25 protein-coding genes, 1 tRNA gene and 1 pseudogene are annotated in these 25,578 nt (G+C 69.1%); 20 read left to right on the top strand and 7 right to left on the bottom strand.

Annotation, left to right across the window (positions count from 1 at the left end; translation table 11 throughout):
* Positions 1–163: 163 nt before the first annotated feature.
* Complete coding sequence (locus GL259_RS17350; RefSeq protein ID WP_243762317.1) at positions 164–628, bottom strand: GIY-YIG nuclease family protein; 465 nt, start codon at positions 626–628, stop codon at positions 164–166.
* An 878-nt stretch (positions 629–1,506) separates the two neighbouring features.
* Between GL259_RS17350 and GL259_RS17345 the strand changes: the two genes are divergently transcribed.
* Positions 1,507–2,952, top strand: a complete 1,446-nt coding sequence (locus tag GL259_RS17345; RefSeq protein WP_159533815.1) for a hypothetical protein — start codon at positions 1,507–1,509, stop codon at positions 2,950–2,952.
* Positions 2,953–3,194: 242 nt separating this feature from the next.
* Here GL259_RS17345 and GL259_RS17340 read toward each other — a convergent pair whose 3' ends face one another.
* On the bottom strand, positions 3,195–4,418 hold the full coding sequence (locus GL259_RS17340) for a PIN domain-containing protein (protein WP_159533813.1): 1,224 nt from the start codon (positions 4,416–4,418) through the stop codon (positions 3,195–3,197).
* A gap of 489 nt (positions 4,419–4,907) precedes the next feature.
* Between GL259_RS17340 and GL259_RS17335 the strand changes: the two genes are divergently transcribed.
* The 14 genes and pseudogenes from GL259_RS17335 to GL259_RS17270 all read left to right on the top strand — a co-directional run bounded on the left by GL259_RS17335 (position 4,908) and on the right by GL259_RS17270 (position 15,341).
* Positions 4,908–5,597 (top strand): DUF4145 domain-containing protein, encoded by a 690-nt coding sequence (locus tag GL259_RS17335; RefSeq protein WP_159533811.1) that lies wholly within the window; start codon positions 4,908–4,910, stop codon positions 5,595–5,597.
* A 421-nt stretch (positions 5,598–6,018) separates the two neighbouring features.
* On the top strand, positions 6,019–6,870 hold the full coding sequence (locus GL259_RS17330) for a helix-turn-helix transcriptional regulator (protein ID WP_159533809.1): 852 nt from the start codon (positions 6,019–6,021) through the stop codon (positions 6,868–6,870).
* Between the two features lie 92 nt (positions 6,871–6,962).
* Positions 6,963–7,352, top strand: coding sequence for an ATP-binding protein (locus tag GL259_RS17325; RefSeq protein WP_159533807.1), 390 nt, complete (start codon positions 6,963–6,965; stop codon positions 7,350–7,352).
* A gap of 172 nt (positions 7,353–7,524) precedes the next feature.
* On the top strand, positions 7,525–8,376 hold the full coding sequence (locus GL259_RS17320; RefSeq protein WP_159533805.1) for a sigma-70 family RNA polymerase sigma factor: 852 nt from the start codon (positions 7,525–7,527) through the stop codon (positions 8,374–8,376).
* Positions 8,373–9,194 (top strand): protein phosphatase 2C domain-containing protein, encoded by an 822-nt coding sequence (locus tag GL259_RS17315; RefSeq protein ID WP_159533802.1) that lies wholly within the window; start codon positions 8,373–8,375, stop codon positions 9,192–9,194. The genes GL259_RS17320 and GL259_RS17315 overlap by 4 nt, the downstream gene beginning before the upstream one ends.
* A gap of 181 nt (positions 9,195–9,375) precedes the next feature.
* The gene (locus tag GL259_RS17310; RefSeq protein WP_159533800.1) at positions 9,376–9,723 is read left to right on the top strand and encodes a hypothetical protein; all 348 of its coding nucleotides are present in this window, start codon (positions 9,376–9,378) and stop codon (positions 9,721–9,723) included.
* A gap of 5 nt (positions 9,724–9,728) precedes the next feature.
* Positions 9,729–11,096, top strand: a complete 1,368-nt coding sequence (locus GL259_RS17305) for an FtsK/SpoIIIE domain-containing protein (RefSeq protein ID WP_159533798.1) — start codon at positions 9,729–9,731, stop codon at positions 11,094–11,096.
* A gap of 87 nt (positions 11,097–11,183) precedes the next feature.
* A pseudogene (locus GL259_RS17300) lies at positions 11,184–11,881 on the top strand (DUF2637 domain-containing protein).
* Positions 11,882–11,896: 15 nt separating this feature from the next.
* Positions 11,897–12,076, top strand: coding sequence for a mobile element transfer protein (locus GL259_RS17295; RefSeq protein ID WP_159533794.1), 180 nt, complete (start codon positions 11,897–11,899; stop codon positions 12,074–12,076).
* A gap of 15 nt (positions 12,077–12,091) precedes the next feature.
* Positions 12,092–12,247: a hypothetical protein gene (locus tag GL259_RS17290; protein ID WP_159533792.1), complete on the top strand. Its 156-nt coding sequence runs from the start codon at positions 12,092–12,094 to the stop codon at positions 12,245–12,247.
* Between the two features lie 20 nt (positions 12,248–12,267).
* Complete coding sequence (locus GL259_RS17285; protein WP_159533790.1) at positions 12,268–12,567, top strand: SpdD-like protein; 300 nt, start codon at positions 12,268–12,270, stop codon at positions 12,565–12,567.
* Positions 12,568–12,668: 101 nt separating this feature from the next.
* The gene (locus tag GL259_RS17280; protein ID WP_159533788.1) at positions 12,669–14,015 is read left to right on the top strand and encodes a replication initiator; all 1,347 of its coding nucleotides are present in this window, start codon (positions 12,669–12,671) and stop codon (positions 14,013–14,015) included.
* A complete protein-coding gene (locus GL259_RS17275; RefSeq protein WP_019524151.1) occupies positions 14,008–14,190 on the top strand; it encodes a helix-turn-helix domain-containing protein in 183 nt (60 codons plus the stop codon). The genes GL259_RS17280 and GL259_RS17275 overlap by 8 nt, the downstream gene beginning before the upstream one ends.
* Positions 14,190–15,341, top strand: coding sequence for a site-specific integrase (locus GL259_RS17270; RefSeq protein WP_159533786.1), 1,152 nt, complete (start codon positions 14,190–14,192; stop codon positions 15,339–15,341). The genes GL259_RS17275 and GL259_RS17270 overlap by 1 nt, the downstream gene beginning before the upstream one ends.
* A gap of 68 nt (positions 15,342–15,409) precedes the next feature.
* On the opposite strand, the gene GL259_RS17265 is transcribed toward GL259_RS17270, so the two are convergent.
* Both GL259_RS17265 and GL259_RS17260 read right to left on the bottom strand, forming a co-directional pair.
* A tRNA-Arg gene (locus GL259_RS17265) sits at positions 15,410–15,485 on the bottom strand.
* A 281-nt stretch (positions 15,486–15,766) separates the two neighbouring features.
* Positions 15,767–17,083 carry a M6 family metalloprotease domain-containing protein gene (locus GL259_RS17260; RefSeq protein WP_159533784.1) on the bottom strand — a complete coding sequence of 439 codons (1,317 nt, stop codon included), beginning with the start codon at positions 17,081–17,083 and terminating at the stop codon, positions 15,767–15,769.
* A gap of 286 nt (positions 17,084–17,369) precedes the next feature.
* Here GL259_RS17260 and GL259_RS17255 point away from each other — a divergent pair, with 286 nt between their 5' ends.
* The gene (locus GL259_RS17255; RefSeq protein WP_159533782.1) at positions 17,370–18,011 is read left to right on the top strand and encodes a TetR/AcrR family transcriptional regulator; all 642 of its coding nucleotides are present in this window, start codon (positions 17,370–17,372) and stop codon (positions 18,009–18,011) included.
* A gap of 164 nt (positions 18,012–18,175) precedes the next feature.
* On the top strand, positions 18,176–19,747 hold the full coding sequence (locus GL259_RS17250) for an MFS transporter (protein ID WP_159533780.1): 1,572 nt from the start codon (positions 18,176–18,178) through the stop codon (positions 19,745–19,747).
* A 189-nt stretch (positions 19,748–19,936) separates the two neighbouring features.
* Here the strand turns inward: GL259_RS17250 and GL259_RS17245 are convergent, their stop codons facing one another.
* Entirely contained in the window at positions 19,937–20,452 is a 516-nt protein-coding gene (locus GL259_RS17245) for a MarR family transcriptional regulator (RefSeq protein ID WP_159533778.1), read from the bottom strand.
* A gap of 142 nt (positions 20,453–20,594) precedes the next feature.
* On the opposite strand from GL259_RS17245, the gene GL259_RS17240 reads away from it, so the two are divergent.
* A complete protein-coding gene (locus GL259_RS17240; protein ID WP_159538711.1) occupies positions 20,595–21,356 on the top strand; it encodes a class III extradiol ring-cleavage dioxygenase in 762 nt (253 codons plus the stop codon).
* Between the two features lie 166 nt (positions 21,357–21,522).
* Here GL259_RS17240 and GL259_RS17235 read toward each other — a convergent pair whose 3' ends face one another.
* Positions 21,523–22,038 carry a GNAT family N-acetyltransferase gene (locus GL259_RS17235; protein ID WP_159533776.1) on the bottom strand — a complete coding sequence of 172 codons (516 nt, stop codon included), beginning with the start codon at positions 22,036–22,038 and terminating at the stop codon, positions 21,523–21,525.
* A gap of 195 nt (positions 22,039–22,233) precedes the next feature.
* Here GL259_RS17235 and GL259_RS17230 point away from each other — a divergent pair, with 195 nt between their 5' ends.
* Positions 22,234–23,232 carry a sigma-70 family RNA polymerase sigma factor gene (locus GL259_RS17230; protein WP_159533774.1) on the top strand — a complete coding sequence of 333 codons (999 nt, stop codon included), beginning with the start codon at positions 22,234–22,236 and terminating at the stop codon, positions 23,230–23,232.
* A 507-nt stretch (positions 23,233–23,739) separates the two neighbouring features.
* Positions 23,740–24,525 carry a TetR family transcriptional regulator gene (locus tag GL259_RS17225; protein WP_159533772.1) on the top strand — a complete coding sequence of 262 codons (786 nt, stop codon included), beginning with the start codon at positions 23,740–23,742 and terminating at the stop codon, positions 24,523–24,525.
* A 25-nt stretch (positions 24,526–24,550) separates the two neighbouring features.
* On the opposite strand, the gene GL259_RS17220 is transcribed toward GL259_RS17225, so the two are convergent.
* Complete coding sequence (locus tag GL259_RS17220) at positions 24,551–25,525, bottom strand: YafY family protein (RefSeq protein ID WP_159533770.1); 975 nt, start codon at positions 25,523–25,525, stop codon at positions 24,551–24,553.
* Positions 25,526–25,578: the final 53 nt, after the last annotated feature.

Here is a 25,578-nt window from a genome sequence, read left to right as displayed (position 1 = left end):
GCCCTGGGTCTTGCCGGGAATCTTGGTGAGCTGGGTTTTTGCTGGTCAGGGGCGGCGGGTCCGTGCGCCTGGTGGTCGTCGTTGGTCGTCATTGGTCGCTGCCGAGTGACCTCGGACGGCCCAGGGACGGCCCAGACAACGACCCGTCGGCCCGTTCGCTGGTCTACGAGCTGATGGGCAACTCTCGCGCTCGCTGGCGTGCCTGGGCCCGTAGTTCCTTCAAGCGACTGTGGAACGCGTTGTGGCGGTTCTGGTCGAGGTTCAGCGGGAGATCGAGCTGGGAGATGAACTGTGACTCCAGGTCCCACGGTTCGCTCTGCTCGATCCAGCACACCCCCGCATTGTCCGCCATCCACTGGCTCAGGGTGGCTTCGCCGGCCTTGCCGAAGGTCATCCGCTTACCGCTGCCCACGCGGCGCAGCTCAAGGCCGAGCAGGCATCCGAGGGTGAGTCGTAGCGTTGAGCCGGCCGCGTTGCCTCGGTAGTGGTAGCGCACCCGCTTGCGCAGGTTCTGCGTGCTGGTCCGGTTCGCCATGAACCGCGGGGCTATGCCGACATAGAGCAGGCGCCCGGCAGCCAGGTCCGAGTGGGGCGCCTGCTTGAAGTGCCACCCGTAGACGCCGGACACCGCTGGAACAGGGCTCGGACGCATCAAGACTTCCTGCGCCGACCACAATCGGTCAGGGCTGGTGAGAGCAGTAGCTTCCACGAAGCCTCCAGTGCGCCACGGCTGACAGCCGCAGACTACTGGCTGATGCAGACAGGGCATGTTCGGTCTCACGGCTGTCGTGCCGTGCTGGGAGCATCAGCGTGGCGGGGTGCACGGCACCTGTCGACCCTGCACGTAACGTGACACTCCTGTCACGGCCCTCTACCGCTCGCAGATCAAGGTCTGTATGCTCCGCGTATGCCAGGGGAGGCTTTACATCAATTAGGGGACGACGGCGCGAGGCGTGCTAAGCGTTGGCTTGAGTCAACGACGCGTGTTAAGGCGTCATGGCTTAACACTGACCCTTACTCGGCAGGGCGTCTTGAGTTCCCGTGGCCGCACAGTGAATGGAGCTTCTCCTTCGATATAGGGGGGATTCTTCACGGCGATGATTTCTCTGGTCAGATGTTTCTGGCTGAGTGTAAAAAATACTCCGCTGCTGGAGATCAGGGAACGCATTATCAGTCCTATCTTGCAAAGTGCTACGTGACGCGTAGAGATCACGCGAGACTCGCGGATCACTTCATGTGGATCACATGGCACCCGTTTCTTGTAGGGTCGTGGGGGCAACTCTGCAGTGCGGAAAAAGTGCGCGAAGGGGTGCTTTCGGAGCATAAGCGAGTATTTGGGGTATCTTCTGAGGAAGAAGCTCGCCATCTGATTGATGACGCGATCGTGCAAGAGGTTGCCGACCGTCTTTGGCTTTTGGTCCTCTCGGACAAACAGGAAAGATTGGTTATCACGCCCCAACACAGGGGACTGATAATTAAGCACGAGATTGAGGCGGGTACTTGGTAATGAGTACCTCTTACGCTCAGTCAGTACGCAACGCCATCGACCCTTCGGACCCGCGTAGAAGTGTTCATGCCGTCAAGCAGACGGTCATCAACGAGCTCCGAGAAACAGACTCGCGCGTCTCTGTTAAGTCGACGGAGTACTTCAACCACGCCTTCGCGCCGGATTTGGTTTTACGTTGGCCGCAGGACAATGGCACACGTCGAGTTTTTTTAAGGACGGACCCTGACCCTGTATACCTGGCGCAGGACCTAGATATTGCTGGATCACCCGACGCTATTTTCTTTTCGTTAGCACCTAGTGAACGGGCGACACACCCCCAGGCCGGTGACCCGTTACACTCAACAGCCCTTGCCTCTGGTGCCCTTCTAACGGATGCAGAAGGACTGCAAGAGTTCATCGAGTACCGGCGAGAGGCGCCGGTTGTCGGTCTAGCTTCTAGCGCAATCTTGCAAGGTGGACGCGGATTGGTCCAGCGTCAAAAAGCGTTTGAACTTTCCCGTGGAATTTCGGATGGGTTCGCTGCGGCCCAAGTGCTAGATGTCCCAAGGACCCGATCGGCAACACAAGTAATCGGTGAGATCTTCGATGACGTACGCCGGGACAGGCTTACCCGATTCCTGCACGCAGTTTGGGTCGGGTCTGGTGGCGACGCTGCAAACTTTCCAGCCGATACTGACGTGGTCGGCCCTCTTGATGATGAAGCTCTCGCGTTCCTATTGGACCTAGATGAGATCACCGATGACACTTTCTGGCGTAGAATCGGACGCGGTATCACCCTAGAGCGGTTGTCGTCATTGGTGATTAATCAACCATCAAGTAACTTGCAGAGGCTCGTCTCGAACAATCTCGATGTGCTGCACGCTAAACTGTGCCGGATTGTGCTTTCTCAGCCGCAACTTTGGGATGAGCAGGCTGGCCTCAGGTGGGGTATCGACAGAGGCATGCTTACTCTGCAAGGGGATCGATTCACAGCCTTTTTAGCTGGTCGCCGTGAGGACTTGAATGTTCGAGCGGAAGACGTCGACGGGATCAGCGTCGGTGAACTGGTCGAGCGAGCTGTAAGACATCGCATCTCAGTGGCCCAGCTTGAGCTTTCTACAAGTCGCAGAACGCTTACCTACGGCTCTGACCGAGTCGAGGATGTGGCACATGACGAAGAGCTGTCAGATTTTGCGGACGTGCTTGGGCCGACTGCGAGAGTGAATGCTGCTATTGCCTCCCTACCTGGCGCTAGAAACCTACGGTGCGAGTTCAACTCGCTAACTGGGCACGGAAGGACCGCAGCTAAGTTTCCGATTGTGGAGCTGCTGTACACGGCGCTTGCTCTGATGGTGAACTTAACGGAGGAAGAGCGGGAGGAAATTTCCGCCTTTCTGTCGCTGCGGTCAATCAGCCGTCTGGAGCATTCCGCTACGCTATTTGATTCCGAGGGCTTACGCGATTGACTGCTTAGGTTCTAGTGAGTATGCGCCGCCTCTTGTCGAGGGTGACCCTCCGCAGGCCGGGCAATCTGCCCGATCTTGCCGACGTAACCTTCCGTATCAGGAACTCAAAGAAAGAGCCCGTCAAACCCTGCGACGAGTACAGCAGCAAGTAGGTATCCGCGGCCTGCGCCGCCTGCTGCGCAGCCGGCCGGGCGCCGCCCTTCGGGCCCGCCGGCCAACGTCGCGTTACCAGGTCGGCTGTCTCAAGACGGAGGCGCAGATTCGTCGGTGATCCTATTGAGTAGGTTCGCTGCCAGACGCCGCTTTAGGGATCCCTCGTAGGCTCGGGGGAGCCCTCGTTGCCGGATGCTCTGGGCGTGTTGCTCGTCGATGAGTTGCCTGGCGGTGATGGCCTTCTCCCGGCGCAGTTCGGTGAGGGTGCTCTCTAGCTCGGCCCAGTCGGGGGCCGGCACGCCCAGTTCGTTGACGACGTCGGCCGTGGCGGGTACAGGCGCCTTGGCGCGTACGACCGTCAAGTTCGGGTCGCCGCTGAGGTTGAACAACACGGTCGTGGGCCAGCTGACGGCGCCAAAGGCGTAGCCGATCACGCTGTGGAAGCTGCCGACGAGGTGCCATACAACGGTGGCGGTGCACCATTCGTGCTCGCCGATGCGGTACCCCTGGACGTCGTCGACGCTGCCGACGTTCGCCTCAAGGACCTTCCACTCGTCCGCGTCTTCAATGAGCGTCCGGTCGCTGAACTCGTTGATAGGGAAGGCCGCCTGCAAGCGTGTGCGGCTGTAACGCGTGAGGCTTTCGTGGGCGATAGCCTGCCGGACCTCGCGAATATCGAGAGCCTCCGCTGCCGCTTCTGCCGTGATGTCCGTTGTTTCGGTGAAGAGGGCCGCCAGATCCTCAATGCTCGTCAGGATCTGGAACCGGTCTTCCATGCCGACGATGTCCCGGTTCATCGGAAACGGCAGCGGACTGCTTCCGTTGCTGAAGTCCTTGGTGTTGGCGCTGACGAAGTAGACCGTCTCGTCGGGGTGCTCTCTGGCGTACTCGACAGCGGACAGCCAGATCGCCGTATCCCGCGCCCCCGTCTTGTTGTCCTTCACGAGCCGGCACGGAGGCAGGAGGTTCGCCTCCCGGTACACCCCTTCGCGCAGGGCCTCCTCGCTCGTAGGAATCACGACGAGCGGAGGGGTCCACATGCCCCGCCAGTATTCGCGGTGACGTTCAGCATTGCCGTCGCCGACCTCCGGCGTGTCCGCCCACGGCGCTGCTCGGCGGAGAGCGTCCAACGCCTCGGCTGCCTTCGTGTGCATGTCCTGGTACTTGATGGCCTTCTGCGCGGCGAGTTCCTCACGCACCATCCACGGCATGGCGATGGTCTCGTGGGCGGCCACGCTGATGGCGTGCAGCAGGTTGGCGCTGCTGCTGTCCGGGCTGATGGCGCGGAGAATGCTGGTGTCCAAGATGATCACGGGTGCCCCCCAAGTGCTATGCACACAGGGTTCCAGGACCCGGTGCGTACGCACACCCGTTTTCGATCGTTGCGTTGTGGGTGCATCCCGCCTGACTCACTGTGGCCGCGGTTGCCCGGCCTGCTGGGCGTCGCAAGCCGGGCACACTGTCTGCGTGAAGATGCGACTTGTCTGCCCCGAGTGCGGGCGGCACGGCCCGGGCAGGGGTGTCGCGGTGCTCCTCGATGCGAACTACGGGCGGCGCGGTTGCTGGAGTCTATTGGGCTCGTCACCCGGGGGCCTGGGGTCGGTGATGGCTCGCTGCGGCCGTGACGGTTGCTGTACTTCGCTGCTGTACAGCACCTCCGGGTGCAGGCATAGCCCTTCCAGTTACGGCCGGCCGGGGACAAGGCCCCGTAGGGACGAGCGCAGGGTGCGACTGCGCGGCCCAGCCAAACCAAGCGCAGGGAACGCACCATCTGGCGACTAGGAAATCGCTACCGTGTGCGTATGAACGATGACCCTCCACTCAAGGAGTACGTGACCGAGTGCCCTCGCTGCCAGCAAAGGGTGACGGCCACCGTTGAGGTGTACAACGAGTTCTCACCCGACGATGACTTCGAGTTCCGCCGTTACCTGATCGCCCAATGCCGACTTTGCTACCAAGCCCTTCTATTGGAAGAAGTTCAAGATTCTAGAAAGTATAGGCGTGAGCTGGAGTGCGTCTGGCCCACTCCTCCACGAGCATTGGCTGAGACAATCCCAGAGGTGCTACGGCGCGAGCATTTTGAAGCACGCACATGCTTCAAATCAAAGGCGTATACCGCCACAGTCGTAATGGTGCGTCGCACACTGGAGGGCGTCGCCTCGCAGCATGGCATCAACAAGAAGCCCTTGTATAAGGCGTTCGAGGAGATGGAGTCCACTGGGCTGATCGAAGGGCGACTGCTGGAATGGGCCCAAGAGCTGAGAGTTCTCGGCAATGAAGGTGCGCATTTTACTGGTAAGCCCGTCACGCGACAGGACGCTTCAGATGCAATAGCCCTTGCGGAAGCTTTGCTGGACTATCTTTACGTATTCAATGAGCAATTCTCGAAATTCAAGGAGCGACGCCAGCAAGCGGCAGACATGGCGAAGAAGGCAGCGCAAGGTGCCGCATCTACAGAAGCCACTGTTCAAGACGACGCGTCTCAGAAGTGAAGAGGTCGGTGGAGCGGCTTTGGGCTGGAGCTGCTTTGGGGCGAGTGATCATGGCCCCGTAAGCTTCCGGCGAGTCGGGCAGTCTGTGGACCTGCCCGTTAAAGCACGACGCTGGGGCCATGATCTTCGAGGCTCGCCCCAAAGTGGCTGCCTAAAGCCGTGGAGCCGACCGCCCCAGCCACGACGTGTTCTGACCTCATGCCCGTGTGCCTGCCTCTTGGGCGGGAGCGGGCGGCCGGCGGTGCCGAGCGGGGCGGAGACATGAGCGCGGGCGCCGCCGGCCGCCCGCTCCCGCCCGGAGGAGCGAAGCGACGGCGGGCGCTTGAACCCGTAGGGAGAGTTTGAATCACGCTCATACGGCTGGTCATTGATGCTGCTCTTGTGCCTGGTGGCTGCTGGCTCGTGGTGTAGAACCCTGGGTATGGGGAGTGAACGGCGCGAGCGGATGAGGGTGCTTGGGGCACGTCTTCGGGCTCTGCGTGCGGATGCCGGCCTGACGGGTGCTGCTCTGGCACGGCGAGCCGGCGTAGGTCAGCCGACGGTCTCCAAGGTGGAGAACGGGCGTATGGTCCCGAGTCTTGATGTGCTGGACCGGTTGTCCCGGGCACTCGGGCTCGATGGGCCGACCGCCGGTGAGGTCCGCGAGCTGCTGGCTGCGGTTGAGGCTGCTGTGGAGGCCGGTTCCGGCTCCGATGAGGACGTCTCCGCGGGGCTCGTCGTGGATGAGGCGGTGCGCAGTGCTCGGCTGGTGCGCTCCTTTCAGTGCGTGGTCCTGCCGGCCATGCTTCAGAGTGCCGAGTACGCCCGGCACGTCTTTCTGACGTCACCGGGCCTGGACGCTGATGCGGTCGGTCGTGCCGTTGCTGCTCGTGTGGAGCGGCAGAGCTTGTTGTACGAGCCGGGGCGCGAGTCGGTGTTCGTGCTGACGGAAGCTGTGCTGCGGACGTGGCCGGGGACGCCCTCGCTGATGCTCGCCCAGCTCGACCGGCTGCTGGCCGTCGAGAGCCTGGACACGGTACGGCTCGGAGTCATCCCGTGGCGTCGGCCGGTGCCGGTACTGCCTCGCCGTGGCTTCACGCTCTGCGACCGGCGGTCCGTTGTGATGGAGGGGTTCCCGAGTGAGCGGCTCTCCACTGGGGCAGACGACCTCGCTCGGTACGAGGAGATGTTCAGTCGGTTCGAGGACGCGGCCGTCTTCGGTAGTGAGGTGCGGGACCTGCTGATGCAGGTGATGGGAGAGTTCCGTGAGTTGGAGGCCACCGTTACTCAGTAGAGGAATAATTCCTGTGTATGCCTAGATTGGTGTCGCTTGCGGGAATACTCTGCTCCTCGTGCTGTCTAGCCCTCTAGACGAGGAGTGTTGCCGTGCTCACCAAGTGGTGTCGCGCCTTCCCTGGCCTGCCTGAACAAGTCGCCGAAGCTCGTCACTTCGTAGCCGCGTTACTGAGGGAGTGGGGTTGCGTCGACGAGGGATCTCTGGTCGTCGGGGAGCTGGCGGCCAACGCCGTACGCCACTCGCTGAGCGGCAAGACCGGCGGCTGGTTCCTCGTGGTCGTCGGCTTCGGCGCGGACTTCGTGCGCATCGAGGTGATCGACCAGGGCGGTGACGGCGTACCCGCGATGCGGGACGTGGCCAGCCTGGAGGAAGGTGGCCGCGGGCTGATGCTGGTGGCGGCCTGTGCGAAGGACTGGGGGGCCAAGACTCTGCCGCAGGGTTCTTCGGTGTGGGCGGATCTGGTGCGGGAGGGGGCGTGACCGCGTCCGGCCTGCTCCTCCTCGGCCGTCGCGTGGGCGGCAGGGGGTGACTCCTCGTGGGGTGCCTCGGCGGCGGTCCGGCCTCTATGCGATAGGCGTCCGGTCGGGACGGCGACTCCCGCCCGTTTCGTCTAGGGGCCTAGACTCTTGGGTGAGGCAGGGAGGTGAGCACATGTCGGACGAGCTGCGGCGGATCATGGCGATCGATGATCCGTACCTGCTCCTGCGCGAGGTCACGACGCGATTGGCCGACGCACAGCAGGAGGTCACCGAACTCGCTCGGCTGCGGCGTCGTGTGGTGCAGGACCTCCACGCGCAAGGGCTGTCATACGCGCAGATCGCGGTGAAGGCCGGTCTCAGCCGTGGACGTATTCACCAGATCCGCCACACCGGTCCGGCGCCCGAGGGTGCGTTCCTCGGGTCGGGTGCCGTCACGGTCGCGACCCCGCTGCGGCGGGACGACGAACGCGGGCGCACGGTCGTCGCCGTGGACGACGTCAGTTCGGGCAAGCGCCTGGAGGACCTGGCGCGGTCGTACGGTCTGGCCGTTACCTCCGAGCATGTGCCGGTGACCGGAGAGATCGACCTGAACCGTGACGGCCTGGTCGTCGTCTGCGGACCGCGCATGTCACAGGACATGTGGAACACCTACGCCCAAGATCCCGTGCTGCGCTGGGAAAAGGCGGAAGACGGCCCCTGGACGGTCGTGGACCGGCTCACCGGCACCGTGCACCGGTCGGGGCAGGACAGTGATCCGGCCCGGCCGTACGACATCGGCTATCTCGGCCGGCTGTCACGCCCGGACGGCAAGGGCTCGCTCCTGGCCATCGCCGGTATCCACACGCAAGGCTCGCTCGGTGTCGTCCAGTTGCTCGCCTCTGAACTCAACTCCCTGTGGGGACAGGTCGGGGATCGCCGGTTCTCCACGCTGGTCGGAGTCGAGTACGACCCGGAGACCAGTGAGCCGCGGTCCGTCGAACTGGTCTGCCCGCTCTACCGTCACGACGAGGAGACGGCGGGGTGAGGTTCGTCCTTGGTACCTCGCCGTCCGCGCCGGACAGTGAGAACGAGGACTTCGCCGCTGCCACCCCTAATGCCGCCGTGCTCCTCGACGGTGCCGGTGTGGGGGGCGCGGAAACCGGGTGCGTGCACGGCGTCGCCTGGTTCTCCGGAACGTTGGGGACGCTGCTGCTCCGCACCCTCGTCGCACGTCCGGCCTGGTCGCTCGCCGAGTGCCTGGCCGACTCCATCCGCATCACCCGCTCGCTTCACGAGGACGTCTGCGACTTGGAGTGCCGGGCCAGCCCGACTAGCACGGTCGTCGCCGTCCGCGCTCGTGACGGAGTGCTCGAACACCTCGTACTCGGTGACTCCTCACTGCTCCTCGCGAAGCAGGACGGGAGCTCTTCCGTCATCACTGACCGGCGCCTGGACGAGGTCGGCGCGCGGCTTCGCGGGCCGGTCGACGAGCTGCCCACCGGTTCGCCGGAACACACCGCCGCACTGGCCGAGTACCGGGACGCCCTGACGTCTCTCCGGAACCGGCCGGGCGGCTTCTGGATCGCCGGTCCCGATCCGCTCGCGGCCGAGTACGCACTGACCGGCACGGTGCCGCTGGACTCCCTGGCCTCCGTGACGCTGCTGAGCGACGGCGCGACGCGTCTGGTGGACCGTTTCGGACTTGCTTCGTGGGGCGAGACATTGGCTCTCCTCGACTCCGCCGGCCCGGACGAACTGATCCGCCGGACCCGTGAAGCGGAGGACGGTGACCCCGACGGCCGGCGCTGGCCGCGGGGCAAGACGCACGATGACGCCACCGTCCTGCACTGGGTGCTCTCGTAAAGCGTCGGTCGTCTCGCCGACACGGCGCTCGTATACCCCCCTAGACAGTTGTCGGGACGTCGCGTTACGGTAGCCGTCAACCCCCCTAGACAGTTGGGGTGGGTCCCTCCTTGTGCTGTCTAGGGGGGTACTCAACGGCTCGGCGTCCGTGACGGACGCCCGATCAAGTGAGGTTCACAGAATGCGTGTCATCCCCGTGGACACCTCGTCCGCCACTCTGCTGGTCACGAAGCTGCCCGAGGTCAAGGTGAGGGACCGGCAGACCGGTGAGGTGGCCGTGGACCCGGTCACCAACGACCGGCTCATGGTCCTGGAGCTGGTGTTCATCGCCCAGGGCGGCTCGGACATGATCAAGGTCACCGTGCCCGAGAAGGGCATCGGCGAGGGCCTGGTCATGGGTGCGCCGGTCTTCCTGTCCGGCCTGGTGGCCCGGCCCTGGGAGAGCGAGTTCGGCGGCCGTACCCGGCACGGCATCGCCTACCGGGCGGACGCCGTCATGGTCGGCACTCCGGCTGTGGCGCAGGGCTGAGCGTCATGACTGATGCCCTGTGGGTTCTGGTGTTAGCACTGCTGGCGGTGGCTGTGCTGGTCGCGGTGCGCCGTCGGCTGCCGGTCCTGTTCTGGTGGCTGGTCGGATATCCGGCCGTCACGCTGCGGGTGCTCGCCACGTACCGGGCCACCATGGACGCCTGCGGCCTGACGGTGCCCGCCTCGGCCATGCGCCAGGCCACCGCCCGGATGGTGGGGCGGCAGGCTGCTCCCGTACCGCCTCGCCGGTCGCTGCCGCTGCCGACCGGATCCGGACTCGTGATGCGGCTGCGCATGGCGACCGGACAGGCACCCGAGGACTTCACTGCCTCGGCCGACCGGCTGCGGCACGCCTGGGGCGCGCACGCCGTGCACGTCCGCCCCACCAAACCGGGGCGGCTGGAACTGCGGTTGGTCGGCTGGGATGTCCTCGCCGACGTCCGGCCCCCTCGGCGGTGGCTGCGGACCGAACCGCTGTCCCTGCCGCTGGCGCTGCGCGAGGACGGGCACTGGCACGTCCGGGACTTCCGCACCGTGCCGCACGAACTCATCCTCGGCGCCACGCAGTCCGGCAAGTCCGTGTATCTGCGCAACCTGCTGTGCGGGCTGGCCCGGCAACCCGTCGCGCTCGTCGGCATCGACTGCAAATGGGGCGTCGAACTGGCGCCGTTCGCGCCCCGGTTGTCGGCACTCGCCGACACGCCGGATCGTGCGAACGATCTCCTCGACGTCCTGGTGGAGGAGATGGAGGCACGGTTCCGCCTGATCGGCATGACGGGCGGGACCGGTCCGGACGCCGTGCTCACCTCGGACGTCTGGGGCCTGCCGGAGAAGGCGCGACCGGTGCCGGTCGTGGTCGTCGTCGACGAGGTCGCCGAACTCTTCCTCGCCGCGAGCAAGGACGACGAGAAGCGGCGGGATGCCATGGTCACCAAGCTCATCCGGCTCGCCCAGCTTGGCCGCGCGGCCGGCATCTACCTGGAGGTGTGCGGGCAGCGCTTCGGCGCCGAACTCGGCAAGGGCGCCACCATGCTCCGCGCCCAACTCACCGGACGGGTCTGCCACCGCGTCAACGACGAGACGTCCGCCAACATGGCGCTCGGCGACATCGCACCGGAAGCGGCGCTGGCCGCAACCTCCATCCCGGCCGAACGGCCCGGCGTCGCGGTCGTCGGCGACTCCTCCGGGGGCTGGTCCCGCGTCCGCTCGCCTCACCTCACCCTCGACGACGCGGCGGCCGTCTGCCGCGACACCTCGGGACTGGTCCCGGAACTGCCCCGCCTCGACCTCTTCCGGCCCGTCGTCGCCGCGAAACCTGCCGGGCCTTCACCTGCGGCTCCTGCCGCGCCCACTGCTCGCCCGGTGACCGAGTAACCGGGCTCCCTCTCCCACGGCCGGCGTGACCGCCTCGCGCCATGTCCCTACCCCCCTCATGCCCGAAACCGGAAGGAGACCGAGCCGATGCGTGCCCACCTGGCCCGCGTGGACGCCGTGATCGTTCAGGCCGTCATCGCCGGTGCTCTGTCCTTCTCCCACCTGCACGACCTCGCCGCGGCGGCCGGACAGGACGGCTGGAAGGCATGGGCCTACCCCGTGAGCGTCGACCTGCTCTTGGTGGCCGCCTGGCGCCGGATGCGCCAGTTGCAGCGTGCCGGACAGGCGGCCGGTGGCCCGCGGCTGTGGTTCCTGGTGGCCCTGGCCGCTTCCCTCGGCGCCAATATCGCCACGGCCGGGCTCCTCGACCTGGACGACGTACCGGCCTGGCTCCGCGTGACGGTCGCAGGCTGGCCCGCCGTCGCCTTCTTCGGCGGCACGCTGCTGGCCCACGCTCCGCACGCCCCGGAAACACCGATGACCCCGGCCTCCCCGGCGGCGGACGCCGAAACGGAGCCGAACGCCGTTCCGTCCGCCGTCGGCCAGCCCGACCGTGACGCGCTGCCGGCGTCCTCCACCGACCCCGGACTGGCTCCGGAGCCCGCTGCCGAACCGGTCCCGACTCCGGCCCCCGCCGTCGCCCTGCCGCCCGCCCTCGTCGACCGCGTCCGGGCCCTGGCCGACGAGCACCGCTCGGTCACCGGCCGCCCCGCCGACCCGGACGCCGTGCGCGCCCGGCTCGGCCTCCCCCGTCCATGACCGCATCCGTCGCCGCACACCTCTGAGAGAGGAGCACCACCGTGAACCCGCGTTTCCGCAACGTCCGCCGCATCGGCCCCGTCAACGTCGCCTCATATGTCGACCGCGGCCGGAACCGCCACCTGGCCGCCTGCACCGCGCCCCGCTGCGACTTCTCCGCCGAGTACGACAGCCGCGCCGCCGCTGAACTCGCCGCCCGTACCCACCGCTGCCCGGCCTGACAGGAGACCACCGAAGTGGACGTTCCGCTCTGGCTCGCCCTGCTCGTCGTCGGCGTCCTCGGCGTCAAGCTCATCCGCCCGCCCTGGTGGCTCATCGCCGTGCTGCTCGTCGGCGGCTACCTCCTCGCCGACAGCCTCCTCGCCCCCGCCATCGACCCCGTCCTCAAGTGACCCGCGAAGGAAGAGTGCTCATGTTCCGACCGAAGGTCCCGACCATGCCGCAGCCCACCGGCCTGGCCGCCCCGCCCGCCGTCGTCGAACCGACCACCATCACACAGGGCACCCCGGCTCCGCCGCCGGCCCCCATCGCTCCGACCCGCCCGGCCGCCCGGCTCACGCCCGGCACCATGCTCGCCCTCGTCGGCGGCGGCACCGCCGTGGTTCTGGTCGTCGGCGCCGTCCTGGTCTCCATGCTCCTCGCCGTCACCCTCACCGCCACGTCCGTGGCCGTGTGCGCCGTCGTCATCCGCTCCGTGCTCACCCGCCGCTGACCTCATCGCTCCGCCCGCCCGGCCTGCCCATGCTGTCTAGCCCCCTCGACAGGCCGGGCTCTTGCGCCGCACACCCACCCCTTGCAAGGAGGAACCCGCACATGCGTCCTGCGGCTGAGACCGCAGCCATCCGCCAGCTGGCCGCACTCGCCCGGCACGGCGACCTCAGCGCTTACGCCCACCAGATCCAGCGCCTCGGCGGCTGCGAGCGACCCGTCCGGATGGAGGGCCACCGGCTCGACGTCCATGCCGCCACCGGGGAGATCGTCCGCGAGATCGCCGACCGCGACCTCCCGGCCGGACAGCTCCTCATCCGCTGCAACAACCGCCGCGCCACCCGGTGCGCCTCCTGCGCCGAGATCTACCGCAAAGACACCTTCCACCTCGTCACCGCCGGACTGAGCGGCGGCAAGGGCATCGACCCGTCCGTCGCCCGGCACCCGCGCGTCTTCGTCACCTTCACCGCCCCGTCCTTCGGCCCCGTCCACAACCGTCCCGGCGGCGGCCGGTGCCGCTGCGGACGCCTCCACCCGGACGACGACCCCACCCTCGGCACGCCCCTGGACCCGGACCGCTACGACTACCGCGCGGCCGTCCTGTGGAACGCACACGCCGGGGCGCTGTGGGGCCGCTTCACCACCTACCTGCGCCAGCACCTCGCCTCCCGCGCGGGCATCAGCCGCTCGGCGCTGCGCCACTGCCTCAAGGTCTCCTACGCCAAGGTCGCCGAGTACCAGCGGCGCGGCGCCGTCCACTTCCACGCCGTCATCCGTCTCGACGGTCCGGACGGCGCCGAGGACGCCCCGCCGGCCTGGGCTACCACCGCACTGCTCGCCGACGCGATCCGCTCCGCGGCCCGGACGGCCGAGACACCCGGCCCGGTCCTCGACGGCCACGCGTACGCCTTCCGCTTCGGCGAACAGCTCGACATCCGCCCCATTCGCTCGGCCGACTTCGCGGGCACCTCGGAACTGTCCAGCCGCGCCGTGGCCGCCTACATCGCCAAGTACGCCACCAAGGGTGCCGAGACCGCGGGCACTCTCGACCGGCCCATCCGCAACCCGATCACGGACCTGATCGGCTCCGGCGTCACCGACCACGCCCGGCGCATGATCCTCACCTGCTGGCACCTTGGCGCCCTGCCCGAACTCGAAGACCTGCGCCTGCGCAAGTGGGCCCACATGCTCGGCTTCCGCGGCCACTTCTCCACCAAGTCCCGCGCCTACTCCGTCACCCTCGGTGCCCTGCGCCAGGAACGCGCCGACCACAACGAAGCCCTGGCCCGCGAACGCGCGGCCGAAGCCGGCCACCCGCTGCCCGACCCGGACACCGTGCTCGTCCTCTCGCACTGGGTCTTCGCCGGAACCGGTCTGACAGCCGCGGAGACCTGGCTTGCCGCCTCCCGCCAACCCTCTCCCGGAACGGAAGGAGAACCGACCCATGCGTGATGACGAGCTGCTGACGGTGCCCGAGGTGATGGAGCGGCTGAAGGTCGGGCGCTCCACGGTCTACGACCTGATCCGGTCCCGTCGCCTGCCCTCGATCACCATCGGCCGGTGCCGCCGCATCCCGGCGCGGGCCGTCCGCGAGTACATCACCAACGAACTGGAGGCGGCGGCCTGATGGCCCAGCAGCGCAAGCGCAACCCCAACGGCGCCGGCACCATCACCAAGCGCAAGGACGGCCGTTTCCAGTGCGCGGTGTACGTCCTCCAGCCGGACGGCACCCGTGCCCGTAAGTTCGCCTACGGCAAGACCTGGGCCGAGTGCGACGCCAAGCGTCGGGAACTGCTCGACAAGGTCGACCAGGGCGTGCCCGTGCCGACCCGGTCGGCCAGGCTCGCCGAGTGGCTGCCGTACTGGCTGGACAACGTCATCAAGCCCCGGCGCAAGCTCAGCACGTACGACAAGTACGAAGCGCACGTCCGGCTCTACCTGGTACCGATGCTCGGCGCCAAGCGGCTCGAATCCCTCGGCGTCGCCGACGTGCGCCGCTTCCTTGTCCGCCTAGAGGAGAAGACCACTGCGGCGACGGCCAAGGAGGCACACCGCGTGCTGCGTTCGGCGCTGTCCTCGGCGTGCCGCGAGGAAATGATCACGCGGAACGTCGCCAAGCTCGTCGAGCCTCCTCGCACCGACAATCGCGAGCTGAAGCCCTGGACCCTGGACGAGACGCTCGACTTCCTGGCCGCCTCGCGCAAGGACCCGCTCTATGCGGCCTTCGTGCTCGCCATCGCCATGGGCCTGCGCCGGGGAGAGATCGTCGGCCTGCGCTGGTCGGACGTCGACCTCGACGGTCGCGTGCTGTACGTCCGTCAGCAGACGCAGCGGCGCCGGGGCGTGCTGTACGACGATGATCCCAAGAGCCGTCGTCGTCGGGCCGTTCCGCTGCCGGCGCTCTGCATCGCGCCGCTGCGCTGGCACCGGATGCGGCAGGTGGCGGCTCGGGTGAAAGCGGGGGAGACCTGGCGGGAGTCGGACTACGTCTTCACCACCCGGACCGGGCGCCCGGTCGAGCCGCGGAACCTCTACCGTTCCTTCACCCGCGTCGCCCGGTCCGCCGGCCTCCGGGTGATCCGGCTGCACGATGCCCGGCACGGCACGGCCACGCTCCTCACGGCGGCTGGGGTCGCGCCCCGCGTGGTGATGGAGATCCTGGGCCACTCGCAGATCAGCATCACCATGGATGTCTACACGCACGTCGTGCAGGACACGCAGCGCGAGGCCATGAGCCACATGGATCGGCTGCTGCGGAGGCGTCCCGGTCGTCAGTGACCGCGCTCGTTGATGTCAGACGTGGATGTCAAAGACCTCCCCTCAACGTTGAGGGGAGGTCTTTTCCCTGGTGCCCCCGGCAGGATTCGAACCTGCGACACCCGCTTTAGGAGAGCGGTGCTCTATCCCCTGAGCTACGAAGGCGAGCCGGGCCGCATGCGCAGCCCTCGTGGTCCGTGAGGACCACACGCGTCAGGGTACCGGATAGGCGATCGTGAGGGTGGGGGTCAGGTCAGGAGAGCGTGGGGGAAGCGGGCGGGGGTGTGGAGGTCGGATTCGGTGGGGGGTGCTGGGTTCACCGCGGTCGCCGTCCGGTCGGACGGCCGGAGGGCCGTGCGGTCGTGTGGGGGACCGTGATCGAGCGCAGGTTCTCCGACCTCTCCCGGCCGTCCGGGGCGGCCCGTCTGCCGTCCCCCGCCTCCGCATCAGCCCTGGGAGTCCCGCGGGCTCCGCGTCACGCGCACCCGGTACTTCTTCTTGCCCTTTCCGCCCGCGTCGCCCGCCACCACCGTCACCCGGATGCCCGCCCGCCGGTCCACGAAGCTCTCGCCCGGGGTGAACGTCGCGTCCGACAGTTCCGCGTGGACGTTCGGGCTGCGGGTGCAGCCGCCGCTGTCGCGGCGGGAGTCGTAGACGGTGATCGGGCCCATGCCCGTGTCCACGTCCGCGTCGACCTTGTAGACCAGCACTCCCGGACGGCACACCACCTCGTCGTTGCCCGCGCGGGTGCGCAGTTCGACGGCGTAGCCGGACTGTTCGTCCAGCGGGACGAAGACGAGCTTCGGGCCGCCCTCCTCCGCCAGCGGCGTCAGGGTGTACTCCCTGGTCCCCGCGTCCGCCACGCAGTTGACCTGGGCCGCGTCCAGCCAGCCCAGCTTCCACTTGTGCCAGGCGAGGAAGTCGTTGTTGGCCCCCCAGTCCTCGCTCATGATGTCCCAGTGGCCGACCGCGCCGCCGCCCTCGGCCGTGTACAGGTCGGGCAGGCCGAAGACGTGGCCGTTCTCGTGCGGCAGGACGCGGTAGCCGGTGCGGTCGTAGGAGCCGGAGCCGTCGTCCTGGCGGGAGTAGACGAAGGACGCGTTGGCGACCGGGACGCCGTCCGCGCTCGGGGCCTCGGTGTTGCCGGCGAAGGTGACGGACAGGACCGTGTCGAGGGCGGGCGGGCCGGCGTTGGGGGTGATCAGCACGTTCAGCAGGTCGTACTCCCCGAAGTCCACCTCGGGGTCGGCCGCCGCCACGATGTCGCGGACCAGTTCGCGGTAGCCGGGGTCGAAGGGGGCGCCGCGTTCTATGCCGTAGTCCCGGAAGGACCGCGGCATGCGCAGCCAGTCGGGGACGGGGATCTCGGGGCGGTAGTCGAGGCGGCCGTAGGAGCTGGTGCGGAACCACTCGCGGGTCTGCGGGAAGAACTCGCCGTAGCGGTCGAGGGCGTCGCCCTCGCCGTGCGCGTCGGGGAAGTCGATCATCAGGGTGAGGGCGCGGACGGTGCCGGTGGAGCGGGTGTAACCGGGAGGCGTGGGGATGCCCTCGGACATCTGGACCTCGCTGCCGCCGCTGATCATGCAGGGGCCGTGCGCGGAGGAACGGGACAGGGGGGTCGGTCCGGCGCCGGCGGCCGAGGTGCCGGAGGAGAGGTGGCTGTTGCCGGCCGAGGTGGCGACGGCGAGGGTCAGGGCGGTCACGGAGGCGAGGGCGGCCAGGCGGCGAGGGGATATCCGGCGCGGGCTCGGCTGCGGCTGCATGCGAGGACCTCCGCTCCACACGGCAGCCGCCGGTCTCCGACTGCACCCTCTTGATCACCCTGCGTCACCGGGTGCGCGGACGCTCGCTGGAGGGGCCGATCGTGGGGCGGGTCCGGGAGCCCGCGGGCAGGGAAGTGTGAGGCGCGTCACAGGAAATGTCTTCGGGGGTGGGAAATAACCGGGGATCGTTTCCCCGTTTAGACCTGTGTCCGCGCGAAACGGGGATTCCCTCCCCGGATCGTGCGGAGCCACCGAAAGGCAAGCCACAGCAACCGAGGAGTGCACCGTGCAGACCGCCACCCCCGTGCCGCGCAAGGCGCCCCGGCCCCGTGCCGACGCCCTGCGCAACCGGGAGCGGATCGTCACCGCCGCCCGGGAGATGTTCGTCGAGTTCGGCCCGGACGTGCCGTTCGACGAGATCGCCCGCCGGGCGGGCGTCGGCAACGCCACGGTGTACCGCAACTTCCCCGACCGCGACGCGCTGGTGCGCGAGGTCGTCTGCTCCGTGATGGACCGTACGGTGCGGGCGGCCGAGCTGGCGCTCGCCGAGACCGGGGACGCCTTCGAAGCACTGGAGCGCTTCGCGCACACCGCCGCCGACGAGCGGATCAGCGCCCTGTGCCCGATGGTCTCCAGCACCTTCGACCAGCACCATCCCGACCTGGAGGACGCGCGCCGGCGTGCCGAGGGCCTCGTCGCACAGCTCATGGACCGCGCCAAGGCGGCCGGTCAGCTCCGTGCCGACGTGGAGTACGGCGACCTCATGGTGGGCGTCGCCCAGCTGAGCCGGCCCCCGGCCGGCACCGGCTGCATGAGCGCCGACCGCTTCGTCCACCGCCATCTGCAGCTGTTCCTGGACGGGATGCGGGCCCCGGCCCGGACCGTCCTGCCGGGCGCGGCCGTCACCGTGGAGGATCTGCGCAGCTGAGCGACAGCAATCCCTGACGCACGCACACAGGCGCGCCCGTCCGCACGGATGACGGGCGTCCGTTCCGGCGGCCGTCCTCGAGGACGAGTCGTTCCCTCACGACACCCTTTTTTGCCGTTACACAGTCCCGATTTCCGTCACGAAGTCCCGAAGTGGGTACCCCCATGTCTGAAACAGCCTCGACGGCGCCCGGAAAGACCCTCGGTGGTCCGGGTTCATCCGGCTCGTCCGGTGCCTCCGACGCCAATCGCTGGAAAGCGCTCGTGTTCATCGCGATCGCCCAGCTGATGGTCGTCCTGGACGCCACCATCGTGAACATCGCCCTGCCCTCCGCCCAGCAGGACCTGGGCATCTCGGACGGCAACCGCCAGTGGGTCGTCACCGCCTACGCCCTCGCCTTCGGCGGACTGCTGCTGTTCGGCGGGCGGATGGCCGACCTGTGGGGCCGCAAGCGGGCCTTCGTGCTCGGTCTGGGCGGCTTCGCCGCGGCCTCCGCGCTCGGCGGCGCGGCCACCAACGAGGCCATGATGTTCGGCGCCCGCGCCCTGCAGGGCGTGTTCGGCGCGCTGCTCGCGCCCGCCGCGCTGTCGCTGCTCGCGGTGATGTTCACCGACGGCAAGGAGCGCGCCAAGGCGTTCGGCATCTACGGCGCGATCGCCGGTGGCGGTGGCGCCGTCGGCCTGATCCTCGGTGGTTTCCTCACCGAGTACCTGGACTGGCGCTGGACGTTCTTCGTGAACATCCCGTTCGCCGTCGTCGCCGCGGCCGGCGCGTACTTCGTCGTCCGTGAGCCGGAGGGCGGCCGCAACCGCTCGCCGCTGGACATCCCCGGCGTGGTGCTGTCCACCCTGGGCCTGGTCGCGCTGGTCTACGGCTTCACCCGCGCGGAGTCCGACGGCTGGAGCGACTCCGTGACCGTCGGCATGTTCGTCGCCTCCGCCGTGCTGCTCGCCGCCTTCGTGCTGACCGAGGCCAAGGTCAAGGCGCCGCTGCTGCCGCTGCGGGTGGTCACCGAACGCAACCGCGGCGGGGTCTACCTCTCGCTCGGCCTCGCGATCATCGCGATGTTCGGCCTGTTCCTCTTCCTGACGTACTACCTCCAGGTCGTCAAGGGGTACTCGCCGGTCAAGACCGGGTTCGCCTTCCTGCCGATGATCGCGGGCATGATCACGGGCTCCACCCAGATCGGCACCCGTCTGATGACCCGGGTCGCGCCCCGGCTGCTGATGGGTCCCGGCTTCCTGGTCGCCGCGCTCGGCATGCTGCTGCTGACGCAGATGGAGATCGGCTCCTCGTACGCGGCCCTGCTGCTGCCGGCGATGCTGCTGCTCGGCCTCGGCATGGGTACGGCGTTCATGCCGGCCATGTCCCTGGCCACCCAGGGCGTCGAGCCCCGGGACTCCGGGGTCGCCTCCGCGATGGTCAACACCTCGCAGCAGGTGGGCGGCGCGATCGGCACGGCCCTGCTGAACACGATCGCGGCCTCGGCCACCACGTCCTACGTCGCCGACCACATCGGCGGCGCCACGAGCCGGTCCCAGCAGCAGCTGGTCCAGCTCCAGGCCCAGGTGGAGGGCTACACCAGCGCGATCTGGTTCGCCGTCGGGATCCTGGTCGTGGCCGCGGCCATCGCCCTGACCCTGGTCAACGCCGGCCGGCCGGGCGGCACCACGATCGCCTCGTCCTCGGACGAGACCGCCCTGGACGAGGTTCCGGTGCCGGTGGTCGCCCACTGACGGTTCCGGTTCCGGCGGTCGCCCACTGACGGTTCTGGTGATCGTCCGCCGGCGGTCCGGTTCCGGCCGTCGTCCGCCGGCGGTCCCGGTCCGTACGCCTCCCCGCGTGTCCCTTCGGGCCACCCGTGCGGACGAGGAGGGGACGCCTCGTCCGCACGGTCTCCCCGGACCTGCCCCGGCTTCCGCCCGTCAGCGGAGCCAGGGCAGGTCCGCACCCGCTTCGCTCGGCTCGAGTCCCTCGGCGACGATCCGCATGATCTCGCCGAGGGACTCCTGCTGTTGCGGGGTGAGCCGGTCGAAGACCGCCTGGCGCACGGCGTCCACGTGACCGGGCGCGTGCCGGCGCAGCACCTCGTAGCCCTCGTCCGTCAGCACCGCGAACTGGCCCCGCTTGTCGGAGGGGCAGTCCTCCCGGCGCACCCATCCGCTCTTCTCCAGGCGGGCCACGGCGTGCGAGAGGCGGGAGCGGGTGATCTTCGCCGACTTCGCCAGTTCCGTCATCCGCAGCCGCCGGCGCGGGGACTCGGCGAGCTTGACCAGCAGGCCGTAGTAGACGTGCGGCATTCCCGCGTCACGCTGGAGCTGGCGGTCGAGGTGGTCTTCCAGGAGGGTGGTGGCCTCGATGTACGAGCGCCAGACGCGCTGCTCCCGGTCGGTGAGCCAGCGGGGTTCCTCGGCGCGTGCCGATTCGGGTGCCGTCTTCATGTACTCCACTTTACGTCCAGTCTCCTTGAAACTTAAACAAACTGGGCGTAGGGTCGGGAGTGGAACTTGATAGTTCAAGCAAACTGTCGGCGCCACATCGCCGGAGGGAGTCGCCGTCATGACCGCAGCCACTCAGGAGCGCATGCCCGCGCTGTACCTCAGCCACGGCGCCCCGCCCCTGGCCGACGACCCGTTCTGGCCCGGTGAGCTGGCCGCCTGGTCCGCGACGCTGCCCCGCCCGAAGGCGATCCTCGTCGTCTCCGCCCACTGGGAGGAGGCCCCGCTCGCCCTCGGCGCCACCGAGGCGGTCCCCCTCGTCTACGACTTCTGGGGCTTCCCCGAGCACTACTACCGGGTGACCTACGGCGCCCCCGGAGCCCCCGCGCTCGCCGACTCGGTGCGCAAGCTGCTGCGCGCGCCCGGCACGCCCGTGCAGGACGTCCCCGACCGGGGCCTGGACCACGGCGCCTACGTCCCGCTGGTCGAGATGTTCCCCGAGGCCGACGTCCCGGTGCTCCAGGTGTCCATGCCGACCCTGGACCCGGTGCGGCTGATGGAGATCGGGCGCAGGCTCGCGCCGCTGCGCGACGAGGGCGTGCTGATCATCGGCTCCGGGTTCTTCACCCACAACCTGGCCGCGCTGCGGCAGGGCGGTGTTCCGGCCTGGTCGGCGGAGTTCGACGACTGGGGGCGGCGGGCACTGGAGTCCGGCGACGTGGACGCGCTGCTCGACTTCACCCGCAAGTCCCCGGCCGGCCTGCTCGCCCACCCGCGCACCGAGCACTTCGCACCGCTCTTCGTCACCCTGGGCGCCGCGGACGCCGCCGGTGAGCTCGGGGAGCAGAAGTCCGTGATCGACGGGTTCTGGATGGGGCTGGCGAAGCGGTCGGTGCAGTTCGGCTGAGCGGCCGTGCCGGGCGGCCCTGCCGGGCCGGCCGTAACCGGGGCCGCGGCGGACCGTACCCGGCCGGGCGGCCGTGCCGGCTGTCCCGGGCCGGGCTGTGCGGGGCCGCCGGGCCGCGGGCGGGCGGGGGCCTGCCGGGTAGGCGGAGCTCGCGGGGGCGGAGCGGCTAGAGCTCCTTCTCGTACCAGGCCACGTCCCACCAGCGGCCGAACTTGCGGCCCACCTCCCGGTACGTGCCGACGTGCCGGAAGCCGAAGCGCTCGTGCAGTCGCGTCGAGGCCTCGTTCGGCTGGGCGACGCCCGCGTAGGCGCGGTGCAGGTCCTCGCCCGCCAGGGCCTCGAAGAGGGCCTTGTAGAGCAGCGTGCCGATGCCGCGCCGACCGGCGTCCGGGGCGACGTAGACCGTCGTCTCCACCGAGGTCGCGTAGGCGGGCTTGGCCCGGAACGGGCTGGACGTGGCGTAGCCCAGGATCCGCCGGGGGTCGGCGCCCGTGGCAACCATCAGGCGGTACGGGCCGTCTACAGGGTGGGAGAGCAGCCAGGGGCGCCGCTCCTCCGGGGCGAAGGGCACGGTGTCGAATGTGACCGCCGTCTCACGCACGTAGTGGTTGTACAGGCCGGTGAGGGCCTCCAGGTCCCCCTCCACTCCCGGCCTGACCTGGACCTCTGCACGCTCCGACATGGTCCCGCCTCCCTGTGTGGGCGGACAGGGTACTGCATGATCAGAAAAATCGGAGGACGGGTTGGGAATTCTGTCCTGATTCCAGTCGTTGTTTCCCACGGATGCAGGGCACCCGAGCAGAGTCCGGAAGGGTCTGACGGACGTGCCGAGCGTCCGCAGGACCACCCGCTGACCTCACATCGCAAGGGAGCACGCATGGCAACCCGTGCCGTCGCCCGTCGTCAGTCCGCCGCCGGCGAGACGGTCGACTCGGCAAGCAGTGTTCGCGCCCACAGCGGCGAGATCGCCGATCGCGACCTGGTCGGCATGTACCTCGACGAGATCGCGCGCACACCGCTGCTCGACGCCGCCAAGGAGGTCGAGCTGTCCCAGATCATCGAAGCGGGTGTGTTCGCGCGGCAGATCCTCGACGGGTACGAGGAGAACAAGGCCGGAGCCACCACCGAGGAGCTCCAGGCCCTGGTCGACGCGAGTGAGCGGGCCAAGGACGTCTTCATCCGCTCCAACCTCCGTCTGGTCGTCGCCGTGGCCCGCCGGTACCCCCGCAGCGGCCTGCCGCTCCTCGACCTGATCCAGGAGGGCAACGCCGGCCTGGTGCGCGCGGTCGAGAAGTTCGACTACCGCAAGGGCTTCAAGTTCTCCACGTACGCCACCTGGTGGATCCGCCAGGCCATCACGCGGTCCATAGCCGACCAGTCGCGCACCATCCGCCTGCCCGTCCACCTCGTGGAGGAGCTCGGCCGGATCCGGCGCGTGCAGCGCGAGTTCAACCGCGAGCACGGCCGTGAGCCGGAGCCCGCCGAGATCGCCGCCGAGCTCGGCTCCACGCCGGAGCGCGTCGTCGACGTGCTCGACTGGGCCCGTGACCCGGTCTCGCTGAACATGTCGGTGGACGACGAGGGCGAGACCCAGTTCGGCGACCTCCTGGAGGACACCTCGGCGGTGTCGCCGGAGCAGTCGGTGCTGACGCTGCTGCGCAGCGAGGAGCTGGACGACCTGATCGGCCGTCTCGACCAGCGCACGGCCTCCATCATCAAGATGCGCTACGGCATCGAGGACGGCCGGGAGCGCACGCTGACCGAGGTCGGCAAGGAGCACGGCCTGACCCGCGAGCGCATCCGCCAGATCGAGAAGCACGCGCTGCTGGAGCTGAAGAAGCTGGCCCGCGACACCGGGTTCGACGCGGCGGCGTGACACCGTCGCGCGGGCCGCGCGGACGGACGCCACCGTCGCGCGGACCGTGCGGGGGCGGACGGCGGCACGCGGGAGCGGGTGGCACCGTCGCGCGGGCCGCGCGAGGGCGTACGATCGCCGCATGCCGACGCGGGAGAGGGGCCGCACTTCCGGCCCGGCCGCGTACGCCGGGTGGCGAAAGACCGCGCAAAACATGGCGGTTCCACGCCGCTTCAACCCGCTGGGCCCAGGGAACAAGAACTCCGAGCCCAGGAACCCGGGTCCGGGAGCCCCCGGTTCCCCGCCCGCCTGAACCACGTCACACCCGAGCCACGTCCCGACGCACAACCCCCCCGGCGCCGGGACTTCCCAGAGCCGGGCTCGGCGCCCCTCCCCCCGGGCGCCGGGCCCGGCTTCTTCGTGTCCGGGCGCGTTCCGGCGCGGCTGGAGAGCGGGCCACCCCGAACCTGAACCCCGGGGTGGCCCGCCAGATGGCAGATTGTGCCACATGGGCATAGCCTGCCGGGCGTGAGCAGCACCACCCCGACGACACCGCCTCCGCCTCCCGCGTCCGGTCACGCGACGTCGCTGACCGAGCGGCGCAAGGCCGAGACCCGTATGGAGATCGCCCGCGCGGCGGCCGGTCTCTTCGTCCGGCAGGGCCTGCGGGCCACCCGTGCCGAGGACATCGCCCAGGCGGCCGGCATCGCGCCGCGCACCTTCTACCGGTACTTCGCCGGAAAGGAGGAGGCCGTCGGCCCGCTCTACGCGGCCGGTGCCCAGCGCTGGGTGGAGGCGGTGCGCTCCGCGCCCGCGGAGGTCCCCCTGCCGCAGGCCCTGGAGGACGCCGTGCGCCACACGCTGACGCCGGGCCGCGGAGTGTCGGCGGCCTCCTGGGAGTGGATGCGCACCCTGATCCGGCTGGCCGAGGAGAACCCGTCCCTGCGCAGGGTGTGGGCCGAGGTGTGCCAGGCGTCGGAGCGGAGCCTGGCGGAGGTGCTGGCGGAGCGGGCGGGGGCCGGCCGCGCGCCGGGCGGGCCGACGGGGGACGTCGGAGCGCCGACGGGGGATGAGGGAGCGCCGGCGGGGCGGGTGACGGCCGGCCGGCTCCCGTACGGTTCCGACAACGTTGCCGCCCTCACCCGGCTGCGCTTCGCCGCCGCCGTCGCCGGTTCCGCCGTGCGCGCCGCCATGGAGGCATGGGCGGCGGGCGACGGTCCCCCCGGGGGCCCGCGAGGGCCGGCGGAGCTGGCGTTGGCCAACCTCGCGGCGCTGCGGGACTTCCCCTGGGGGGACTGGACCGCGGGCGCGTGACACGACCGGCGGACGGGGCGGTGCCTCACCGCCCCGCCGCTCCCGCCGCCCTGCTCAGCCGTTCCCCGAGCTCCCTGACCTGTTCCACCAGTTCGGCGGGTTCCTGCACGGTGAAGTCGTGGCCGAGCATCGCCAGCCGCACCGCCATCCAGTCCTTGGCGTCGCTCACCGTCGCGCGCAGCCGGCAGCTCCGCTCGTCCAGCGGCTCGGGCGGGCCCAGCCACCCCGGCAGCCGGGCCGCGACGGCCTCGGCCGGTGCGGCGAAGGTGACGACGAGGTCGTACGACTCCTGCGCCCGGTGCATGGACCGCCGCAGGTACTCCGCCGCGCTCCCGGTCGGCAGCTCCCTCGGGGTGAACCGCGCCCCGGTCGCGAACGGCTCGCTCACCCGGTCCACGCGGAACGTGCGCCAGTCGGCGCGGTCGAGGTCGTAGGCCACGAGGTACCAGCGCCGCCCGGTCGACACCAGCCGGTACGGCTCCGTCAGGCGCCGGGACTCGGCGCCGTCGGCCGCGCGGTAGGCGAACCGCAGCCGCTCGTGCCCGGCCACCGTGGAGGCCATCACGGTCAGTGTCTCGGGGGCGATGTTCGGCCCGTCACCGCTGGTCAGCGGGGTGGTCGCGGCCTGGAGGGTGCTGACGCGGTGGCGCAGCCGGGCGGGCAGCACCTGCTCCAGCTTGGCCAGCGCCCGCACGGACGCCTCGTCCACGCCCTCCAGCGCGTGTCCGGCGCCGGCGCGCAGCCCGACCGCGATGGCCACCGCCTCCTCGTCGTCGAGCACCAGCGGCGGCAGCGCCTTGCCGGCGACCAGCCGGTAGCCGCCGTCCGCGCCGAGGGTGGCCTGCACGGGGTAGCCGAGCTCCCGCAGCCGGTCGATGTCCCGCCGGATGGTGCGCCGGGAGACCCCGAGCCGTTCGGCCAGCTCGCCGCCGGGCCACTCGCGGGGCGTCTGGAGGAGGGAGAGGAGCGTCAGGAGCCGGGCGGGGGTGTCCGTCGTCATGGATCCGAGGATGCCCCAGGAGTAGGACACGACCTGTCCTACAGGGGTCATAG

The organism is Streptomyces sp. Tu 3180, assembly GCF_009852415.1.
Classification (GTDB): Bacteria; Actinomycetota; Actinomycetes; order Streptomycetales; family Streptomycetaceae; genus Streptomyces.
The sequence above is the reverse complement of the archived record's forward strand: the minus strand, read 5'-3'. Positions and strand labels throughout refer to the sequence as shown.